15 protein-coding genes are annotated in these 14,599 nt (G+C 60.6%); 12 read left to right on the forward strand and 3 right to left on the reverse strand.

The features are described 5' to 3' along the window. Positions 1 to 13 precede the first annotated feature (13 nt). From ACJO2E_RS07625 to ACJO2E_RS07655, 7 genes are all read left to right on the forward strand, one after another. The gene (locus tag ACJO2E_RS07625) at positions 14 to 1,297 is read left to right on the forward strand and encodes a TRAP transporter large permease (RefSeq protein ID WP_406963287.1); all 1,284 of its coding nucleotides are present in this window, start codon (positions 14 to 16) and stop codon (positions 1,295 to 1,297) included. A gap of 34 nt (positions 1,298 to 1,331) precedes the next feature. Next, complete coding sequence (locus ACJO2E_RS07630; protein ID WP_328189926.1) at positions 1,332 to 1,772, forward strand: universal stress protein; 441 nt, start codon at positions 1,332 to 1,334, stop codon at positions 1,770 to 1,772. 204 nt (positions 1,773 to 1,976) lie between these two features. Continuing rightward, positions 1,977 to 2,693: a Bax inhibitor-1/YccA family protein gene (locus ACJO2E_RS07635; RefSeq protein WP_406963288.1), complete on the forward strand. Its 717-nt coding sequence runs from the start codon at positions 1,977 to 1,979 to the stop codon at positions 2,691 to 2,693. 129 nt (positions 2,694 to 2,822) lie between these two features. Then, positions 2,823 to 3,248 carry a sulfurtransferase complex subunit TusD gene (tusD, locus tag ACJO2E_RS07640; RefSeq protein WP_406963289.1) on the forward strand — a complete coding sequence of 142 codons (426 nt, stop codon included), beginning with the start codon at positions 2,823 to 2,825 and terminating at the stop codon, positions 3,246 to 3,248. Between the two features lies 1 nt (position 3,249). After that, positions 3,250 to 3,597, forward strand: coding sequence for a DsrE family protein (locus tag ACJO2E_RS07645; protein ID WP_406963290.1), 348 nt, complete (start codon positions 3,250 to 3,252; stop codon positions 3,595 to 3,597). Further along, complete coding sequence (locus ACJO2E_RS07650; protein ID WP_406963291.1) at positions 3,594 to 3,878, forward strand: DsrH/TusB family sulfur relay protein; 285 nt, start codon at positions 3,594 to 3,596, stop codon at positions 3,876 to 3,878. Before ACJO2E_RS07645 ends, ACJO2E_RS07650 begins: the two co-directional genes overlap by 4 nt. Positions 3,879 to 3,887: 9 nt before the next feature. After that, positions 3,888 to 4,205 (forward strand): TusE/DsrC/DsvC family sulfur relay protein, encoded by a 318-nt coding sequence (locus ACJO2E_RS07655; RefSeq protein ID WP_406963292.1) that lies wholly within the window; start codon positions 3,888 to 3,890, stop codon positions 4,203 to 4,205. 71 nt (positions 4,206 to 4,276) lie between these two features. Here the strand turns inward: ACJO2E_RS07655 and nfuA are convergent, their stop codons facing one another. Beyond that, complete coding sequence (gene nfuA / locus ACJO2E_RS07660) at positions 4,277 to 4,864, reverse strand: Fe-S biogenesis protein NfuA (RefSeq protein WP_406963293.1); 588 nt, start codon at positions 4,862 to 4,864, stop codon at positions 4,277 to 4,279. 223 nt (positions 4,865 to 5,087) lie between these two features. Between nfuA and metH the strand changes: the two genes are divergently transcribed. The 4 genes from metH (at position 5,088) to ACJO2E_RS07680 (ending at position 11,788) form a co-directional block, all read left to right on the forward strand. After that, positions 5,088 to 8,786, forward strand: coding sequence for a methionine synthase (metH, locus tag ACJO2E_RS07665; RefSeq protein ID WP_406963294.1), 3,699 nt, complete (start codon positions 5,088 to 5,090; stop codon positions 8,784 to 8,786). A 75-nt stretch (positions 8,787 to 8,861) separates the two neighbouring features. Then, entirely contained in the window at positions 8,862 to 9,110 is a 249-nt protein-coding gene (locus ACJO2E_RS07670) for a DUF2970 domain-containing protein (protein ID WP_406963295.1), read from the forward strand. A gap of 508 nt (positions 9,111 to 9,618) precedes the next feature. Further along, a complete protein-coding gene (locus ACJO2E_RS07675; protein ID WP_406963296.1) occupies positions 9,619 to 11,271 on the forward strand; it encodes a nitrite/sulfite reductase in 1,653 nt (550 codons plus the stop codon). Next, a complete protein-coding gene (locus ACJO2E_RS07680; RefSeq protein WP_406963297.1) occupies positions 11,264 to 11,788 on the forward strand; it encodes a DUF934 domain-containing protein in 525 nt (174 codons plus the stop codon). Before ACJO2E_RS07675 ends, ACJO2E_RS07680 begins: the two co-directional genes overlap by 8 nt. A gap of 94 nt (positions 11,789 to 11,882) precedes the next feature. On the opposite strand, the gene ACJO2E_RS07685 is transcribed toward ACJO2E_RS07680, so the two are convergent. Both ACJO2E_RS07685 and sohB read right to left on the reverse strand, forming a co-directional pair. Further along, positions 11,883 to 12,878, reverse strand: a complete 996-nt coding sequence (locus ACJO2E_RS07685) for a YhdH/YhfP family quinone oxidoreductase (protein ID WP_406963298.1) — start codon at positions 12,876 to 12,878, stop codon at positions 11,883 to 11,885. A gap of 31 nt (positions 12,879 to 12,909) precedes the next feature. Continuing rightward, the gene (gene sohB, locus ACJO2E_RS07690; RefSeq protein WP_406963299.1) at positions 12,910 to 13,971 is read right to left on the reverse strand and encodes a protease SohB; all 1,062 of its coding nucleotides are present in this window, start codon (positions 13,969 to 13,971) and stop codon (positions 12,910 to 12,912) included. A 275-nt stretch (positions 13,972 to 14,246) separates the two neighbouring features. Between sohB and ACJO2E_RS07695 the strand changes: the two genes are divergently transcribed. Continuing rightward, a complete protein-coding gene (locus ACJO2E_RS07695) occupies positions 14,247 to 14,561 on the forward strand; it encodes an SCP2 sterol-binding domain-containing protein (protein ID WP_328189908.1) in 315 nt (104 codons plus the stop codon). The last annotated feature ends 38 nt before the right edge of the window (positions 14,562 to 14,599 follow it).

Consider the following 14,599-nt stretch of genomic DNA (forward strand, 5'->3'; position numbering starts at 1 on the left):
AAAGGAATCACACATGGCAACGTTACTACTGGTGATCATGATCGTGCTGCTCCTGCTGGGCTTCCCGATGATGATTCCCCTGCTGACCGCGGCACTGGTCGGCTTCTACGAAATGTTCAATGGTTTTGGCCAGATGACCACCCTGGTCCAGCAGATGATGGGCGGCATCCGGCCTGCCTCCCTGATCGCCGTACCCATGTTTATCCTGGCGGCGGACATCATGACCCGCGGCCACTCGGCGGACCGGCTGATCGCCATGGTCATGTCCTTCATTGGTCATGTGAAAGGCGGCCTGGCCATCAGCACGGCAACCTCCTGCACCCTGTTCGGCGCTGTCTCCGGCTCCACCCAGGCCACCGTGGTGGCCATCGGCTCGCCCCTGCGACCCAAGATGCTCAAGGCCGGCTACTCGGACTCCTTTACACTGGCCCTGATCATCAACGCCAGTGATATTGCGTTCCTGATCCCCCCGAGTATCGGCATGATTATTTACGGGGTTATTTCAGAAACCTCCATTGCCGAACTGTTCATTGCCGGTATCGGCCCGGGCATCATGATCCTTGTGATGTTCTCTGCCTACTGTCTGTTCTATGCCATCCGCAACAAGGTGCCCACTGAAGATAAGTCAAGCTGGGGCGACAGGGCCCGCTCCGTACGGGAGGCCCTCTGGCCACTGTTCTTCCCGGTGATTATCGTGGGTGGTATCTATGGCGGTATCTTCAGTCCCACCGAGGCGGCAGCGGTCTGTGTGCTCTACGCCCTGCTATTGGAATTCGTGATCTTCCGCTCTCTCAAGACCATCGATATCTACCGCATCGCCAAGTCCACCGGCCTGATTACCGCCGTGGTCTTTATCCTGGTGGCCGCCGGTAACGGCTTCTCCTATATCATCTCGTTCGCCCAGATTCCACAGGCCATTCTGGCAGCGGTTGGTGTCAACGAAGCCGGTCCCGTGGGCGTACTGATCGCAATCTGCGTGTCGTTCTTTATTGCCTGTATGTTTGTGGATCCTATCGTGGTGATCCTGGTGCTGACGCCCATCTTCGCACCGGCCATCCAGGCCACCGGGCTCGACCCGGTACTGGTGGGTGTGCTGATAACGCTGCAGGTGGCTATTGGCTCCGCCACACCGCCTTTCGGCTGCGATATTTTCACGGCCATCGCGATTTTCAAACGCCCCTACTGGGAAGTTATCCGAGGGACGCCACCGTTTGTCATCATGCTCATAGCGGCGGCAGGCCTGATCATTGCCTTCCCGCAAATCGCGCTGTTCCTACGGGACGTGGCATTCCGCTGATCAAAAAGCGCTGGTTTGCGCTGAGGAGGTGATCATGTTTCGACGAATCCTGGTAGCCGTGGACGGCTCCAAGCCGGCACTGGATGCGGTTGAGAAGGCGGTGGAGTTCCAGAAACTGACCGGCGCCGAGCTGTACCTGATCTGCGTCTACAAACACCACAGCCTGTTTGAGGCGTCACTGTCCATGGTGCGCCCGCAGGAGCTTCAGATTCCGGATGAGGCCCTGTCCGAGTACGCCAGGGATGTGGTTGAGTATGCCAAGCAGTATGCCATACAGGCGGGCGCGCCGAGCGTCCGCGGCTTCGTCAAGGGCGGCAGGCCATCCAAGACCATCGTCAAGTTTGCCAAACAGCATGATGTGGACCTGATTGTGGTGGGTTCCCGTGGTACCCATAGCGACAAGGATGGCATGATACTGGGCAGTGTCTCCCAGCGGGTGGCCAGCATGGCCAGGTGCCCCACCCTGGTGGTCTGACCTATTGATAAACTGGCCGCCTGCCCCCATTATCAGTTTGAAAATGAGGACAGACGACAACTCACAAAAATCAGGCAGATGTCATGAAACCATTTCCGCTGTGAAATGTCTCAATGGCATAATGTTGAGGATTGAAAGTTAAGCACCGACCATTACTATGGCGGTACGGATGTAACACCGATCGATCAGATGACGGAGATGAACATGGATAACAGGCGTTTTAACGTCAACCAGAATCAGGGTACCTACGCGGCCACCCGTGCCGGTGCTGGTACCGGAATCAGCACCGATGCCATGAAGGTGCTACGTAACACCTACATGCTGCTGGCCATGACGCTTGTATTCAGTGCGGTCATGGCGGGCGTGGCCATGGCGCTCAACCTGAGCCATGGCATCGGCCTGATGTGCTCCCTCGGCGCCCTGGCGCTGATCTGGCTGGTACTTCCCCGTACCGCCAACAGCCCCGCCGGCATCGGTGTGGTATTCGCCTTTACCGGTCTGCTGGGCATTTCTCTTGGGCCGCTACTGTCCCACTACCTGGCCATGTCCAATGGCGGCACCGTCGTGATGCAGGCCCTGGGCGGCACGGCCCTGGTGTTCTTTGCCCTGTCCGGCTACGTGCTGACCACCAAGAAGGACTTCTCCTTCATGCGCAGCTTCCTGGTCGCAGGCATGGTTGTGGTGATCGCTGCCATGCTGGGTGGCCTGGTCGCCAGCCTGTTTGGCGTTGATATCAGCATGTTCAGCCTCGCCCTGAGCGCGGCCATCGTGCTGCTGATGTCCGGCTTCATCCTGTACGACACCAGTCGTATCGTGAACGGCGGCGAAACCAACTACGTGATGGCGACGGTTGGGTTGTACCTCAGCATCTACAACCTGTTCGTGTCCCTGCTCCACCTCCTTGGGGCATTCAACGAATAAACGCTCCGGCGCCATTATTCGTACGCTTAAGGGCCCCGCAACGCGGGGCCTTTTTCGTCAGCCCGGCCGAAATCCTGCTACCAGCCGCTTTATGGCACAATAACGCCCATGGATCCCAGGAGACACACCATGCCCCACACCGAGGAACACCAGGCACCCGGCTATACCCTGGTCGTGACCGGTGCCCCGTATAGCAGCCAGGCCCCGGCAACGGCGCTCGCCTTCTGTCAGGCCCTGCTCGACACTGGCCATACCTGTGACCGCCTGTTCCTCTATGGTGATGGGGTGTACCTTTCATCCGCCCTGAATACCCCGCCATCGGACGAAACCGACTGGACCGCCGAGTGGCAGGCCCTGCTGGCGCAACACCGGATTCCTGCCGTGGCCTGCATAGCCTCCTGTTTGCGCCGGGGCCTGCTGGATGAGCAGGAAGCCTCCCGGTATGAGCGGCCGGCCTCCAACCTGGCCAGCGGCTTCTCTATCGCCGGCCTTGGGGAATGGGTGGAGGCCCAGACCTCATCCGATCGCGTTATCTATTTTCACGGAGGCGTCTGAGATGGACGATACGCTGCTGATGGTGATCGACCGGGCACCCTACGGCGACTGGCATGGCCGCGAGACGCTGGACATGGCTTTCTCCCTGGCTGCCTTTGACCGACCGGTGGCTCTGCTGTTTCGCGGTGAAGGGGTTAACTGGCTGCGCCCTGGCCAGGACGGTGATGCGATCCGGCAGAAGACCGTGAGCCGCAACCTGGGAGCGGCCAGGATGTTCGGGGTGTCGGAGCTCTATGCCGACGCCTCCGCCATGGCCCGTTTCGACCTCAACGAGCCGACCCCGGAGGCCGTGTCCGTCACCCCGGATACAGCCTTCTACCGGCAGTTCCTTCAGGTAGTGCAGTTATGAGCAACCAGACCGAGAACACGCCCACGCTCCATATCCTCAACAAGACACCGGGACATCCCCGATTTACCGCCTGTTTCGTGGGTATGGCTGAGGGGGACCTGTTGCTGCTGACCGAAAATGCCGTGCTCGCCCTGGTGGACGACAATATCCGACTACCGGAATCAACCCAGGCGCTCGCCGCCGATTGCGAGGCCCGGGGCGTTGGCGGTGGCATACCGCTGGTAGACTACCGGGGCATGGTCCAACTCACCGACCGTTTCTCACGTATTATCAGCTGGTAGGGGGCATCCGTGGCACTACCCGAACGAAACAATGAAGGTTTCCTGGAGGACGCCTGGCGATGGGACGAAGCGGTGGCCAGGGCCATCGCTGATGAATCCGGTATTGAGCTAACGGAGAAACACTGGGAAATCATATGGTTGCTGAGGGATTTTTACAGGGAACATGAAATGGCGCCCCCTTCCAACCGGCTGTTCGTCAAGGCGGTTCGGGAAACCCTGGGAGAAGACCGGGGCAACAGCATCTACCTGATGCAGCTCTTCTCCGGCGCCCCGGCCAAGACCGCCTGCCGTATTGCCGGGCTGCCCCGCCCCACCAACTGCCTGTAGGCCATAAAAAACCCCACAGCCCGAAAACTGTAGGGTCATGGTACCGCCAGCTATCAGCCCTGACGGGCTCTTTACTGGTAGTAGGCATTCTCCTTGTAGGAGTGGTCGGTGACGTCGCGTACTGCGCTGATCTCCGGAACACGCTCCTTCAGGGTGGACTCGACGCCCTGCTTCAGGGTCAGGCTGACGGCACTGCAGCCCTGGCAACCACCACCGAAGCGGAGCACGGCCACGGACTCGTCGACGATTTCCACCAGTTGAACATCACCACCATGGGACGCCAGCCCGGGGTTGATCTCCGACGCCAGCACATAATTCACGCGATCCGGCAGCGGCGCATCCTCGTCAATGTTGGGCACCTTGGCGTTGGGTGCCTTGATGGTCAACTGCCCCCCCATCTGGTCCTTGGCGTAGTCCACATGGGCCTCTTCCAGGAACGGGACAGAATTCTGATCCAGATACAGGGTGAACTTGCCCAGGTCGAGTTGCTCATCGGTGGGGACCACTTCATTGGGCGGACAGTAGGCCAGGCAGGTTTCGGCATGCTTGGTACCCGGCTGCGTCACGAAGATGCGCACGCCCATGCCTTCCACATCCTGCTTGTTGATCAGTTCGGCAAGATAGTCTCTTGCGGAGTCGGTAACGGTTACCAATGCCATTTCTTCAACCTGTCAGTAAGTGTGGGTCCATTTTAACGGAGAACCCGGGTTCCTGAAAGACCAAGTATTTTGGTCGGATTTTAAGTCAATAAGGCCCCGGCCTGTGGTTTTCAAGGCCCGGGATCGAATGACCCCGGTCGCGCCCGGCAGGACTCGATCGGTCAATTCTGGTATTATGCCCGGCTCGAAACCGTACACTCATTATGCCCGGACAACCCAGAACATGACCGATCGCGCGACCCGACTTGCCCAGCTCCACCAGGCCCTCAAGGAACGTATTGTTGTCCTTGATGGCGGCATGGGTACCATGATCCAGAATCAGCAACTGGATGAAGCCGCCTTTCGCGGCGAGCGCTTCCGGGATTATGAGCGGGAGGTCAAGGGCAATAACGACCTGCTCTGCCTGACCCAGCCCGACCTGCTGACTCGTATCCACGGCGACTATCTGGCCGCGGGCGCAGATATCATCGAGACCAACACCTTCAACTCCACCCGTCTGTCCCAGGCGGACTACGGCATGGAAGAGCTGGTGCCGGAACTTAACCGGGAATCCGCCCGCCTGGCCCGGCAAATCGCCGATGAGTTCACCGCCCGCGAGCCCCACAAACCCCGTTTTGTGGCGGGCGCCATTGGCCCCACCTCCCGCACGGCTTCCATTTCCCCGGACGTCAACAACCCGGGCTACCGGAACGTGGACTTCCAGACCCTGGTGGATAACTACTACGAAGCGGCACAGACCCTCACCGAAGGGGGCTGTGACCTGCTGCTGATCGAAACCATCTTCGACACCCTCAATGCGAAGGCCGCCATCTACGCGGTGCAGCAGTATTTCGAGGATTCCGGTATCGAACTCCCGCTGATGATCTCCGGCACCATTACCGATGCCTCCGGCCGCACCCTGTCCGGCCAGACCACCGAGGCCTTCTGGAATTCCATCGCCCACGCCAGGCCACTGACTGTCGGCTTGAACTGCGCCCTGGGCGCCGACGCCCTGCGCCCCTATGTGGAGGAGCTGTCCGCCAAGGCGGAAACCTACGTCAGCGCCCATCCCAACGCCGGCCTGCCCAACGAGTTTGGTGAATACGACCAGACCCCGGAGGAAATGGCGGACGTTATTGAAGGCTTCGCCCGGGACGGCTTCCTGAACATCATCGGCGGTTGTTGCGGCTCACGCCCGGATCATATCGAGGCGATTGCCAACGCCGTCGCCAAGTATCCGCCCCGGCAGATTCCCGAGCGCCCCAAGGCCCTGCGCCTGTCCGGCCTGGAGCCCTTTACCGGCGACGAGAACACACTCTTCATCAACGTGGGTGAACGCACCAACGTTACCGGTTCCAAGCGATTCCTGCGCCTGATCAAGGAGGAGCAGTACGAGGAAGCCCTCAGCGTGGCCCGGGACCAGGTGGAGAACGGCGCCCAGATCATCGATATCAACATGGACGAGGGCATGCTGGATTCGAAGGACGTCATGGTAACGTTCCTGAATCTGGTGGCCTCCGAGCCGGATATTTCCCGGGTGCCCATCATGCTGGATTCCTCCAAGTGGGAGGTGATTGAGGCAGGTCTGCGCTGTGTCCAGGGCAAGTCGGTGGTCAACTCCATCTCCCTCAAGGAAGGCGAAGAGGAATTCCTCAAACGGGCCCGGGACTGCATGCGCTATGGCGCCGCCGTGGTGGTTATGGCCTTTGACGAGGACGGCCAGGCGGATACCTTCGAGCGCAAGACCGAGATCTGCAAGCGCTCCTATGACCTGCTGGTGGGCATCGGCTTCAACCCCGGCGACATCATCTTCGACCCCAACATCTTCGCCATCGCCACCGGCATTGAGGAGCACAACAACTACGCGGTGGATTTCATCAACGCCACCCGCTGGATCCGTGACAACCTGCCCCACGCCTCCATTTCCGGCGGTGTGAGCAACGTGTCCTTCTCCTTCCGGGGCAACGACGTGGTGCGCGAGGCCATCCACTCCGTCTTCCTGTACCACGCCATCAAGGCGGGCATGAACATGGGCATCGTCAATCCCGGCCAGTTGGTGGTCTACGACGAGATCGACCCGGAGCTGAAGGAACTGGTGGAGGACGTGGTCCTCAACCGCCGGGACGATGGCACCGATCGCCTGCTGGAGATTGCCGAGCGCTACAAGGGCCAGGGCGGCAAGACCCGTGAGGAAGACCTGGCCTGGCGGGAATGGCCGGTGGAGAAACGGGTGGAACATGCCCTGGTCAAGGGCGTGACCACCTACATTGTTGACGATACGGAAGAGTGCCGTCAGCGGGCGGAGCACCCCATCGAGGTTATCGAAGGTCCGTTGATGGATGGCATGAACGTAGTGGGCGACCTGTTCGGCGACGGCAAGATGTTCCTGCCCCAGGTGGTCAAGAGTGCCCGCGTCATGAAGCAGGCAGTAGCTCACCTGATCCCCTACATCGAGGCCGAAAAGTCCGAGGGCCAGAAGGCCAAGGGCAAGATTCTCATGGCCACAGTAAAGGGTGATGTCCACGATATCGGCAAGAACATCGTCGGCGTGGTACTGCAATGTAACAATTACGAGGTCATTGACCTGGGCGTGATGGTGCCCTGCGAGAAGATCCTGGAAACAGCCAAAGCCGAAAACGTGGATATTATCGGTCTCTCCGGGCTGATTACCCCATCCCTGGATGAAATGGTCCATGTGGCCCGGGAGATGCAGCGCCTGGACTTCCAGGTTCCGCTGATGATCGGCGGCGCCACCACGTCCAAGGCCCATACCGCGGTCAAGATCGAGCCACAGTACAAGAATGACCTGGCACTGTACGTATCGGACGCCTCCCGTTGTGTGAACGTGGCATCCACCCTGCTCAGCCGCAACGGCAAGCCCGACTACGTGGAGAAAACCCGGAAGGAATACGACGCAATCCGCGAACGCCGCAAGAACCGGGGGGAACGCACCAAGCTGGTATCCCTGTCGGAAGCCCGGGAGCGCGCGCCGGAGATCGGCTTCGACGGATTCACACCGGTGAAGCCCGCTTTCACCGGCGTTCGCGCCTTCGATGACTACGACCTCAACGAACTGCTGGACTACATCGACTGGACGCCGTTCTTTATTTCCTGGGATATTGCCGGCAAGTATCCCGCCGTGTTCGATGACCCCAAGCGCGGTGAAGCCGCACGCACCCTGTTCGATGACGCGCAACAGATCCTGCGGCGGATGATCGACGAGAAGCGGGTGCAGGCCCGGGGCGTTATCGGGTTCTGGCCGGCCCACCGCCGTGGTGACGATATCGTGGTCTACCGGGACGAGAGCTGTCGCGAGGAGCTGACAGTCCTCCATCACCTGCGCCAGCAGGATGACAAGGCCTCGGGCCAGGCCATGCGGGCGCTGTCGGATTTCGTGATGCCGGAAGGGTCGGACCAGTGCGACTATGTGGGCGGCTTCGCGGTGACCGCCGGCGTCGGCGCCGAGGAATTCTCCCAGGAGTTTAAGGACGCCAATGATGACTACAATGCCATCATGGTCAAGGCCCTGGCAGACCGGTTGGCGGAAGCCTTTGCCGAGCGCATGCACGAGCGGGTGCGGAAGGAATTCTGGGGGTACCAGCCGCAGGAACACCTGGACAACGACGACCTGATCCGGGAAAAGTACCAGGGCATCCGCCCTGCCCCGGGTTACCCGGCCTGCCCGGACCACACCGAGAAGGAAATCCTGTTCGACCTGCTGAAGGCGCCGGAGAACACCGGTATCGAACTGACCGAGCACTTCGCCATGTTCCCCACGGCAGCGGTGTCAGGCTGGTACTTTGCCCACCCGGAGTCGAAGTATTTTGCCGTGGGCAAGATTGGCAAGGACCAGGTCACCGACTATGCCGACCGCAAGGGTATCAGCCGGGCCGAGGCCGAACGCTGGCTCGCCCCCAGCCTGGCCTACGATCCGGCGGAGTGAGCGGGAACGGGCGGGCATTCCTGCCTGCCCCCACACCGACCGACCCGATACAACAAGAAAACGACAGGAGTAGCCATGGCAGACAACGACAGACAGGACAGGTCAGCCCCTGACAGCACCCGGGGACGCAAGAAAGGCCCTGGTGTCCTCAAGGTTCTGCAGAGTGTGCTGGCAGGCGCCTTCGGGGTACAGTCCGGCAAGCGTCATCAGGAGGACTTCAGCAGTCACAGCCCATGGCCCTACATTATTGCCGGTATCCTGTTTACGGTGGGGTTTGTGGTGGTACTGGCCCTGATCGTCAGCTGGGTGCTGGCCGGGCGCTGAAAAATCAAGCGATCGGGGCAGGCACACCACCGGGTATGACCTGCCGCCAGGGTCCGCTTACTGAAACGATACCCAGCTAACGGCAAAAGCAACCACCAGCACTACCAGCGCTGTAAAGGCGATAGCGTCGACCTGGCTGTCATTGAGTGTGCTTTTCTTCATATCCGGTTCTCCGATTGACGTTTTTTGATATTGTTCTGGTCTGGTCTCGTGACGTCCGTTTACCACGTCCGGGATTTACCTTAATGCAGGCGGGACGCCGCTGCAAGCCAATCTGGCTGAAACCGGTACAGCCCGCCTGATCCGTTATTGACCGCACGTTTGGCGGCTCCTCTTATCACCAGAATCGATTACCATATTTTGAAATAATCATTTTAAGAATAAGGACGTGGTGCTATCCTGCCCCGCATCAGCACCCATTGACACATGTCATCTCCCGGCAGGCAGCCCGACCAACGAGGCCAGCCACCGGAGAGAGTGCAACAGGACGATTCAGGACTATCCGATTATGTACGTTTATGATGAACACGACCGGCAGATTCTCTCGGAACGGGTAGCCCAGTTCCGGGACCAGACCGATCGTGCCCTGGCCGGTGAACTGGCCGAGGACGAATTCCTCCCCCTGCGCCTGCAGAACGGGCTCTATGTTCAGCGCCTCGCACCCATGCTGCGGATCTGCATTCCCTATGGCATGCTGCGTGCCGAGCAGTTGCGGCGGCTGGCCAGCATCACCCGTGACTACGACAAGGGCTACGCCCACTTCACCACCCGTCAGAACGTGCAACTGAACTGGCCGGCACTGGAAGATGTGCCGGATATCCTGGCGGAACTGGCGGAAGTGGAGATGCACGCCAACCAGACCAGCGGCAACTGCATCCGTAACACCACCACGGACCAGTTCTCCGGGGTCCAGTCCGACGAGATCGCAGACCCGCGCCCTTACTGCGAGATCATCCGTCAGTGGTCCACCTACCATCCGGAGTTCGCCTTCCTGCCCCGGAAGTTCAAGGTGGCGGTCAACGCCTCCGAGCATACCGACCGCGCCGCCATCCAGGTCCACGATATCGGTCTGCAGATGGTGCGCAACGACGCCGGTGAGCTTGGCTTCCGGGTCCATGTCGGTGGCGGCCTCGGCCGCACGCCCATGGTCGGCCCGGCAATCCGCGACTTCCTGCCGGAGCTGGATCTGCTGACTTACCTGGAAGCCATCCTGCGGGTGTACAACCGCTATGGTCGCCGGGACAACAAGTATAAGGCGCGGATAAAGATCCTGGTCAAGGCGCTGACGCCGGAGGGTTTTGCCGAGCGCGTGGAGGCGGAATGGGCCCATATCAAGGATTCCCCCACCCGCCTCACCCACGATGCCATCGAGCGGATGAAGGGCTACTTCACCGAGCCGGACTATAAGGCTCTGCAGGATAACCCCGAATCCCTGGTGTCCGCCCGTGCCGAGAGCAGGCCTTTCGACAACTGGGTGAACCGCAACGTCAACGAGCACAAAAAGCCCGGCTACGCCATTGTCACCCTGACCATGAAGAAGACCGGCACGCCCCCGGGCAATGTGTCGGACCGCCAGCTTGAGCAGATTGCCGACCTGGCCGAGCAGTACAGCCTGGGCGAGGTACGGGTGACCCACGAGCAGAATGTGGTACTGGCGGATGTGCGTCAGGACCAGCTCTACGACCTGTGGCAGGCCATCCGCCCCATGGGCTTTGCCACCGCCAACCTGAACACCCTGACGGACGTGATCTGCTGCCCCGGCGGCGACTACTGCGCCCTGGCCAACGCCAAGTCAATCCCGGTGGCCGAGTCCATCCAGCGCCGGTTCGACAACCTGGACTTCCTCTACGACCTGGGCAACATCGACCTGAACATTTCCGGCTGCATGAACGCCTGCGGGCACCACCATGTGGGTCATATCGGCGTACTCGGTGTCGACAAGAAGGGCGAGGAGTACTACCAGATCAGCCTTGGCGGCGCGTCCCAGCACGATGCCTCCATCGGCAAGATCCTGGGCCCTTCCTTCGCCCGCGAGCACATGCCGGAGGTGATCGAGAAGATCATCAACGTCTACGTGGACAACCGCACCGAGGAGGAAGAGTTCCTCGATACCTATCGCCGGATCGGCATCACCCCGTTCAAGGAGCGCGTCTATGCCTGATATCGTTCGCCACGACGGCAGTATCGTTGCCGACCACTGGCAGGTGCTGGAGCATCCCGCCGAAGGCGAGACCCTGACGCTGCCGGAAGGCCCCTGCCTGGTGCCGGCGGAACTCTGGCTGGCCGGCCGTGAGCACTATGCCGGTAACGACCAGGTAGGCCTCTGGCTGGACAGCCACGAGGAACCGGAACTCATCGCCGATCACGTGCAGGAACTGCCCCTGATTGCGGTGAACTTCCCCAAGTTCAGCGACGGTCGCGGTTATTCCTCCGCCCGCCTGCTGCGGGAGCGTTTTGGCTACCGGGGCGAACTCCGGGCCATTGGGGATGTCCTGCTGGACCAGCTCCAGTTCATGAAGCGCTGTGGCTTCGACAGTTACGCCCTGCGGGCGGACAAGGACATCAACAAGGCGCCGCGGTGCCTGAACTTCTTCAGCAATGCCTACCAGGCGGCCACGGACAACGATGAGCCGCTGTTCCGCCGGCGCGGGGAATTCCCGGTAGCGGAAACCGCCTGATCCGGAAACAAAAAACGCTGGCCTCGGCCAGCGTTTTTTTATGCCCGTCTGTATGTGACCGGCGCCCGCTCCTGACACCGATCACATCGATGCCTCAGAGGCCATGATCCAGCACGATCTTGCCGCTGGACTGGCCAGCAAGAAACGCCTTGAGGGCTGAATCCAGATCCTTGCGGCCGATATCCCGGGCGGACGCCTCGGTCTTCGGGCAGGCCCATTCCGAGGACAGCTTCTTCCAGACCGCCTCCTTCTCCGCCAGGGGAATCTCCACGGAGTCCACACCCAGCAGATTCACGCCCCGGAGGATAAACGGCATCACCGTGGTTTCCACCTTGGGGCCGGCCACCAGGCCACAGCAGGAAACCGAGCCACCCGGCTGGACCTGCTTGAGGATTTCCGCCAGCGGACTGCCGCCCACGGTATCGACGGCGTTGGCGAATGCCGGCTTCAGCATCGGCTTGGGAGAAGCCTCCAGGGCATCCCGGCCCAGCACTTCCGCCGCACCGAGCGCCTTGAGGGCGTCCGCATGATCGGACTTACCGGAGACAGCGGTCACCTGGAAGCCAAGACCCGCCAGGATCTCAACGGCCACGGTACCCACCGCCCCGCTGGCGCCGGACACCAGCACCGGCCCCTGCTCGGGGGTGGCCCCCATGCGCAGCAATTTACCCACGCACAGGCCCGCGGTCAGGCCGGCAGTGCCATAAATCATGGCCTTGCGGGCGTCCCAGCCATCGGGCATGGCCACGCACCACTGCGCCGGCACACGGATATACTCGCCAAAGCCGCCCGGGGTGTTCATGCCCAAGTCGTAGCCGGTCACGATCACCTCGGCCCCGACAGCGGGACTGCCACCGGAGGCCACCACCTCGCCGGCGGCATCGATGCCGGGGGTATGGGGAAAGTTGCGGGTCACGCCCTTGTTGCCGGATGCGGACAGGGCGTCCTTGTAGTTCAGGGAGGAATGGCTGACACGGATCAGCACCTCGTTGTCCGGAAGATCAGCAGTATTGCAGGTTTCCTCGGCACCAACGTAGTCACCATCCTGCTCGTGGACACGCCATGCCTGGTACTCGGTATCGTTGCTCATTGCCTGTCTCCTGGGGTTGAGGAATGGTCTGTTACTGGATGTTCTGGTTGCGGAAGGCACTCAGCACGCGCCAGACCGTTGCTTCCAGGGCGGCGCTGGTGGCCAGCCCCAGTTTCTCCGGCAATGTACGCTTGCGCTGGAAACTGACCGACACCACATCCGAGCGATCACAGGCATCGATCAGGTACTCGTCGGAGGTACGGATCTCATCCACCAGCTTCACCTCCAGTGCCCGCGTGCCAAACCAGATATCACCGGTGGACACCTTGTCCACATCCAGGTCGGGCCGGCGCTCACGGACGTAGTCCTTGAACAGGTGATGGGTGTCCTCCAGGTCTTCCAGGAATTTGCGGCGCCCCTTGTCGGTATTCTCACCGAAGATCGTCAGCGTCCGCTTGTGCTCGCCGGCCGTGAGAATCTCATAGTCCACGTCGTGTTTCTTCAGCACCCGGTGGAAGTTCGGCAACTGGGCCACCACGCCAATGGAACCGAGCACCGCAAAGGGGGACGCCACGATACGGTCCGCCACGCAGGCCATCATATAACCGCCGCTGGCGGCCACCTTGTCGACACAGGCGGTCAGGTGGATACCCTTGCCCCGGATACGGTCGAGCTGCGCCGCCGCCAGGCCATAGGCGTGGACCAGGCCGCCCCCGCTTTCCAGGCGCACCACCACCTCGTCACGCCCTGGCTCGGCCACAGAGAGCACCGCCGTTACGGATTTCCGCAGGGTCTCGGTATCGCTGGCCTTGATGTCACCGTCAAAGTCGATCACAAAGGTCTTCGGCCGGGTCTCCTCTTCCTTGTCTTTCCTGTCGGCGGACTTGCCAGCCTTTTTCTTTGCCTTCTCCGCTTTCTGTTTTGCTTTCTTCCACAGCTTACGCTGTTCCGGTGACAGCATCCGGCTCTCAATGGCTTCCCGCAGCTTGCGGTACTTTTCATTGAGTCGGCGAACGGTGAGTTCGCCTTCATCGTCACCCTCCCCCCGGCTTTTCTGGATGGACGTAGCCGCCACCACGATGACCACCACTACCGCAATCACAAAGGTCACGACTTTCGCGAGAAAGAGACCGTAGTCAGAAAGGAATTCCAAGGCACGCTCCATGATCGACTGCAAATGAGAGTCCTGATTGTAACCGAGGCCATAGCGGGTACAACCATCCGGGGACGAAAGTTGCACAGCGGGGACGGAAATTCGTCAAACGATCGTTTGATTTTTTCTTGACACTCCCCCTGCGCGCCCCTAAAGTCGGACTGAGCCGGCTGGCCGGGAGACCCGGCAGTCCCCGTTGGTGTATCGCCAGCCGGTCCGCCCAGCACGATGCGAACCGCTCGTTCGCGGAGTTTGTTACACAAAAGGGAAAAACAATGTCCGTAGCCCAGGTATTCGAAAAATTCGAACAGAACTTCAACCCCGATGCCGCTGAAGGCATGGATCTGGTGTTCCAGTTCAACATCGAGGACGACCAGAACTACCACCTGATCATCAAGGACCGCACCTGCAAGATGGTCCAGGGCGATCACGACGATCCCTCCGTTACCCTGATCATGGATTCCGCCACCCTGAATGGCATTGTCTCGGGCGAGACCGATGGCATGCAGGCGTTCATGTCCGGCCAGCTCCGCGCTGAAGGTGACATGATGCTGGCTACCAAGCTCGGACAGCTGTTCTCGCTGAACTGATCCACCGTTCACGGAACGAGAAAGGGCATCCCTCGGGA

The organism is Marinobacter shunpengi, assembly GCF_045449695.1.
Taxonomy (GTDB): Bacteria; Pseudomonadota; Gammaproteobacteria; order Pseudomonadales; family Oleiphilaceae; genus Marinobacter.

Excerpts from the sequence above, each read along its gene's own strand:
- ACJO2E_RS07625 (WP_406963287.1), top strand. The coding sequence starts at position 14 with ATGGCAACGTTACTACTGGTGATCATGATCGTGCTGCTCCTGCTGGGC.
- ACJO2E_RS07630 (WP_328189926.1), top strand. The coding sequence starts at position 1,332 with ATGTTTCGACGAATCCTGGTAGCCGTGGACGGCTCCAAGCCGGCACTG.
- ACJO2E_RS07635 (WP_406963288.1), top strand. The coding sequence starts at position 1,977 with ATGGATAACAGGCGTTTTAACGTCAACCAGAATCAGGGTACCTACGCG.
- tusD (WP_406963289.1), top strand. The coding sequence starts at position 2,823 with ATGCCCCACACCGAGGAACACCAGGCACCCGGCTATACCCTGGTCGTG.
- ACJO2E_RS07645 (WP_406963290.1), top strand. The coding sequence starts at position 3,250 with ATGGACGATACGCTGCTGATGGTGATCGACCGGGCACCCTACGGCGAC.
- ACJO2E_RS07650 (WP_406963291.1), top strand. The coding sequence starts at position 3,594 with ATGAGCAACCAGACCGAGAACACGCCCACGCTCCATATCCTCAACAAG.
- nfuA (WP_406963293.1), bottom strand. The coding sequence starts at position 4,864 with ATGGCATTGGTAACCGTTACCGACTCCGCAAGAGACTATCTTGCCGAA.
- metH (WP_406963294.1), top strand. The coding sequence starts at position 5,088 with ATGACCGATCGCGCGACCCGACTTGCCCAGCTCCACCAGGCCCTCAAG.
- ACJO2E_RS07670 (WP_406963295.1), top strand. The coding sequence starts at position 8,862 with ATGGCAGACAACGACAGACAGGACAGGTCAGCCCCTGACAGCACCCGG.
- ACJO2E_RS07675 (WP_406963296.1), top strand. The coding sequence starts at position 9,619 with ATGTACGTTTATGATGAACACGACCGGCAGATTCTCTCGGAACGGGTA.
- ACJO2E_RS07680 (WP_406963297.1), top strand. The coding sequence starts at position 11,264 with ATGCCTGATATCGTTCGCCACGACGGCAGTATCGTTGCCGACCACTGG.
- ACJO2E_RS07685 (WP_406963298.1), bottom strand. The coding sequence starts at position 12,878 with ATGAGCAACGATACCGAGTACCAGGCATGGCGTGTCCACGAGCAGGAT.
- ACJO2E_RS07695 (WP_328189908.1), top strand. The coding sequence starts at position 14,247 with ATGTCCGTAGCCCAGGTATTCGAAAAATTCGAACAGAACTTCAACCCC.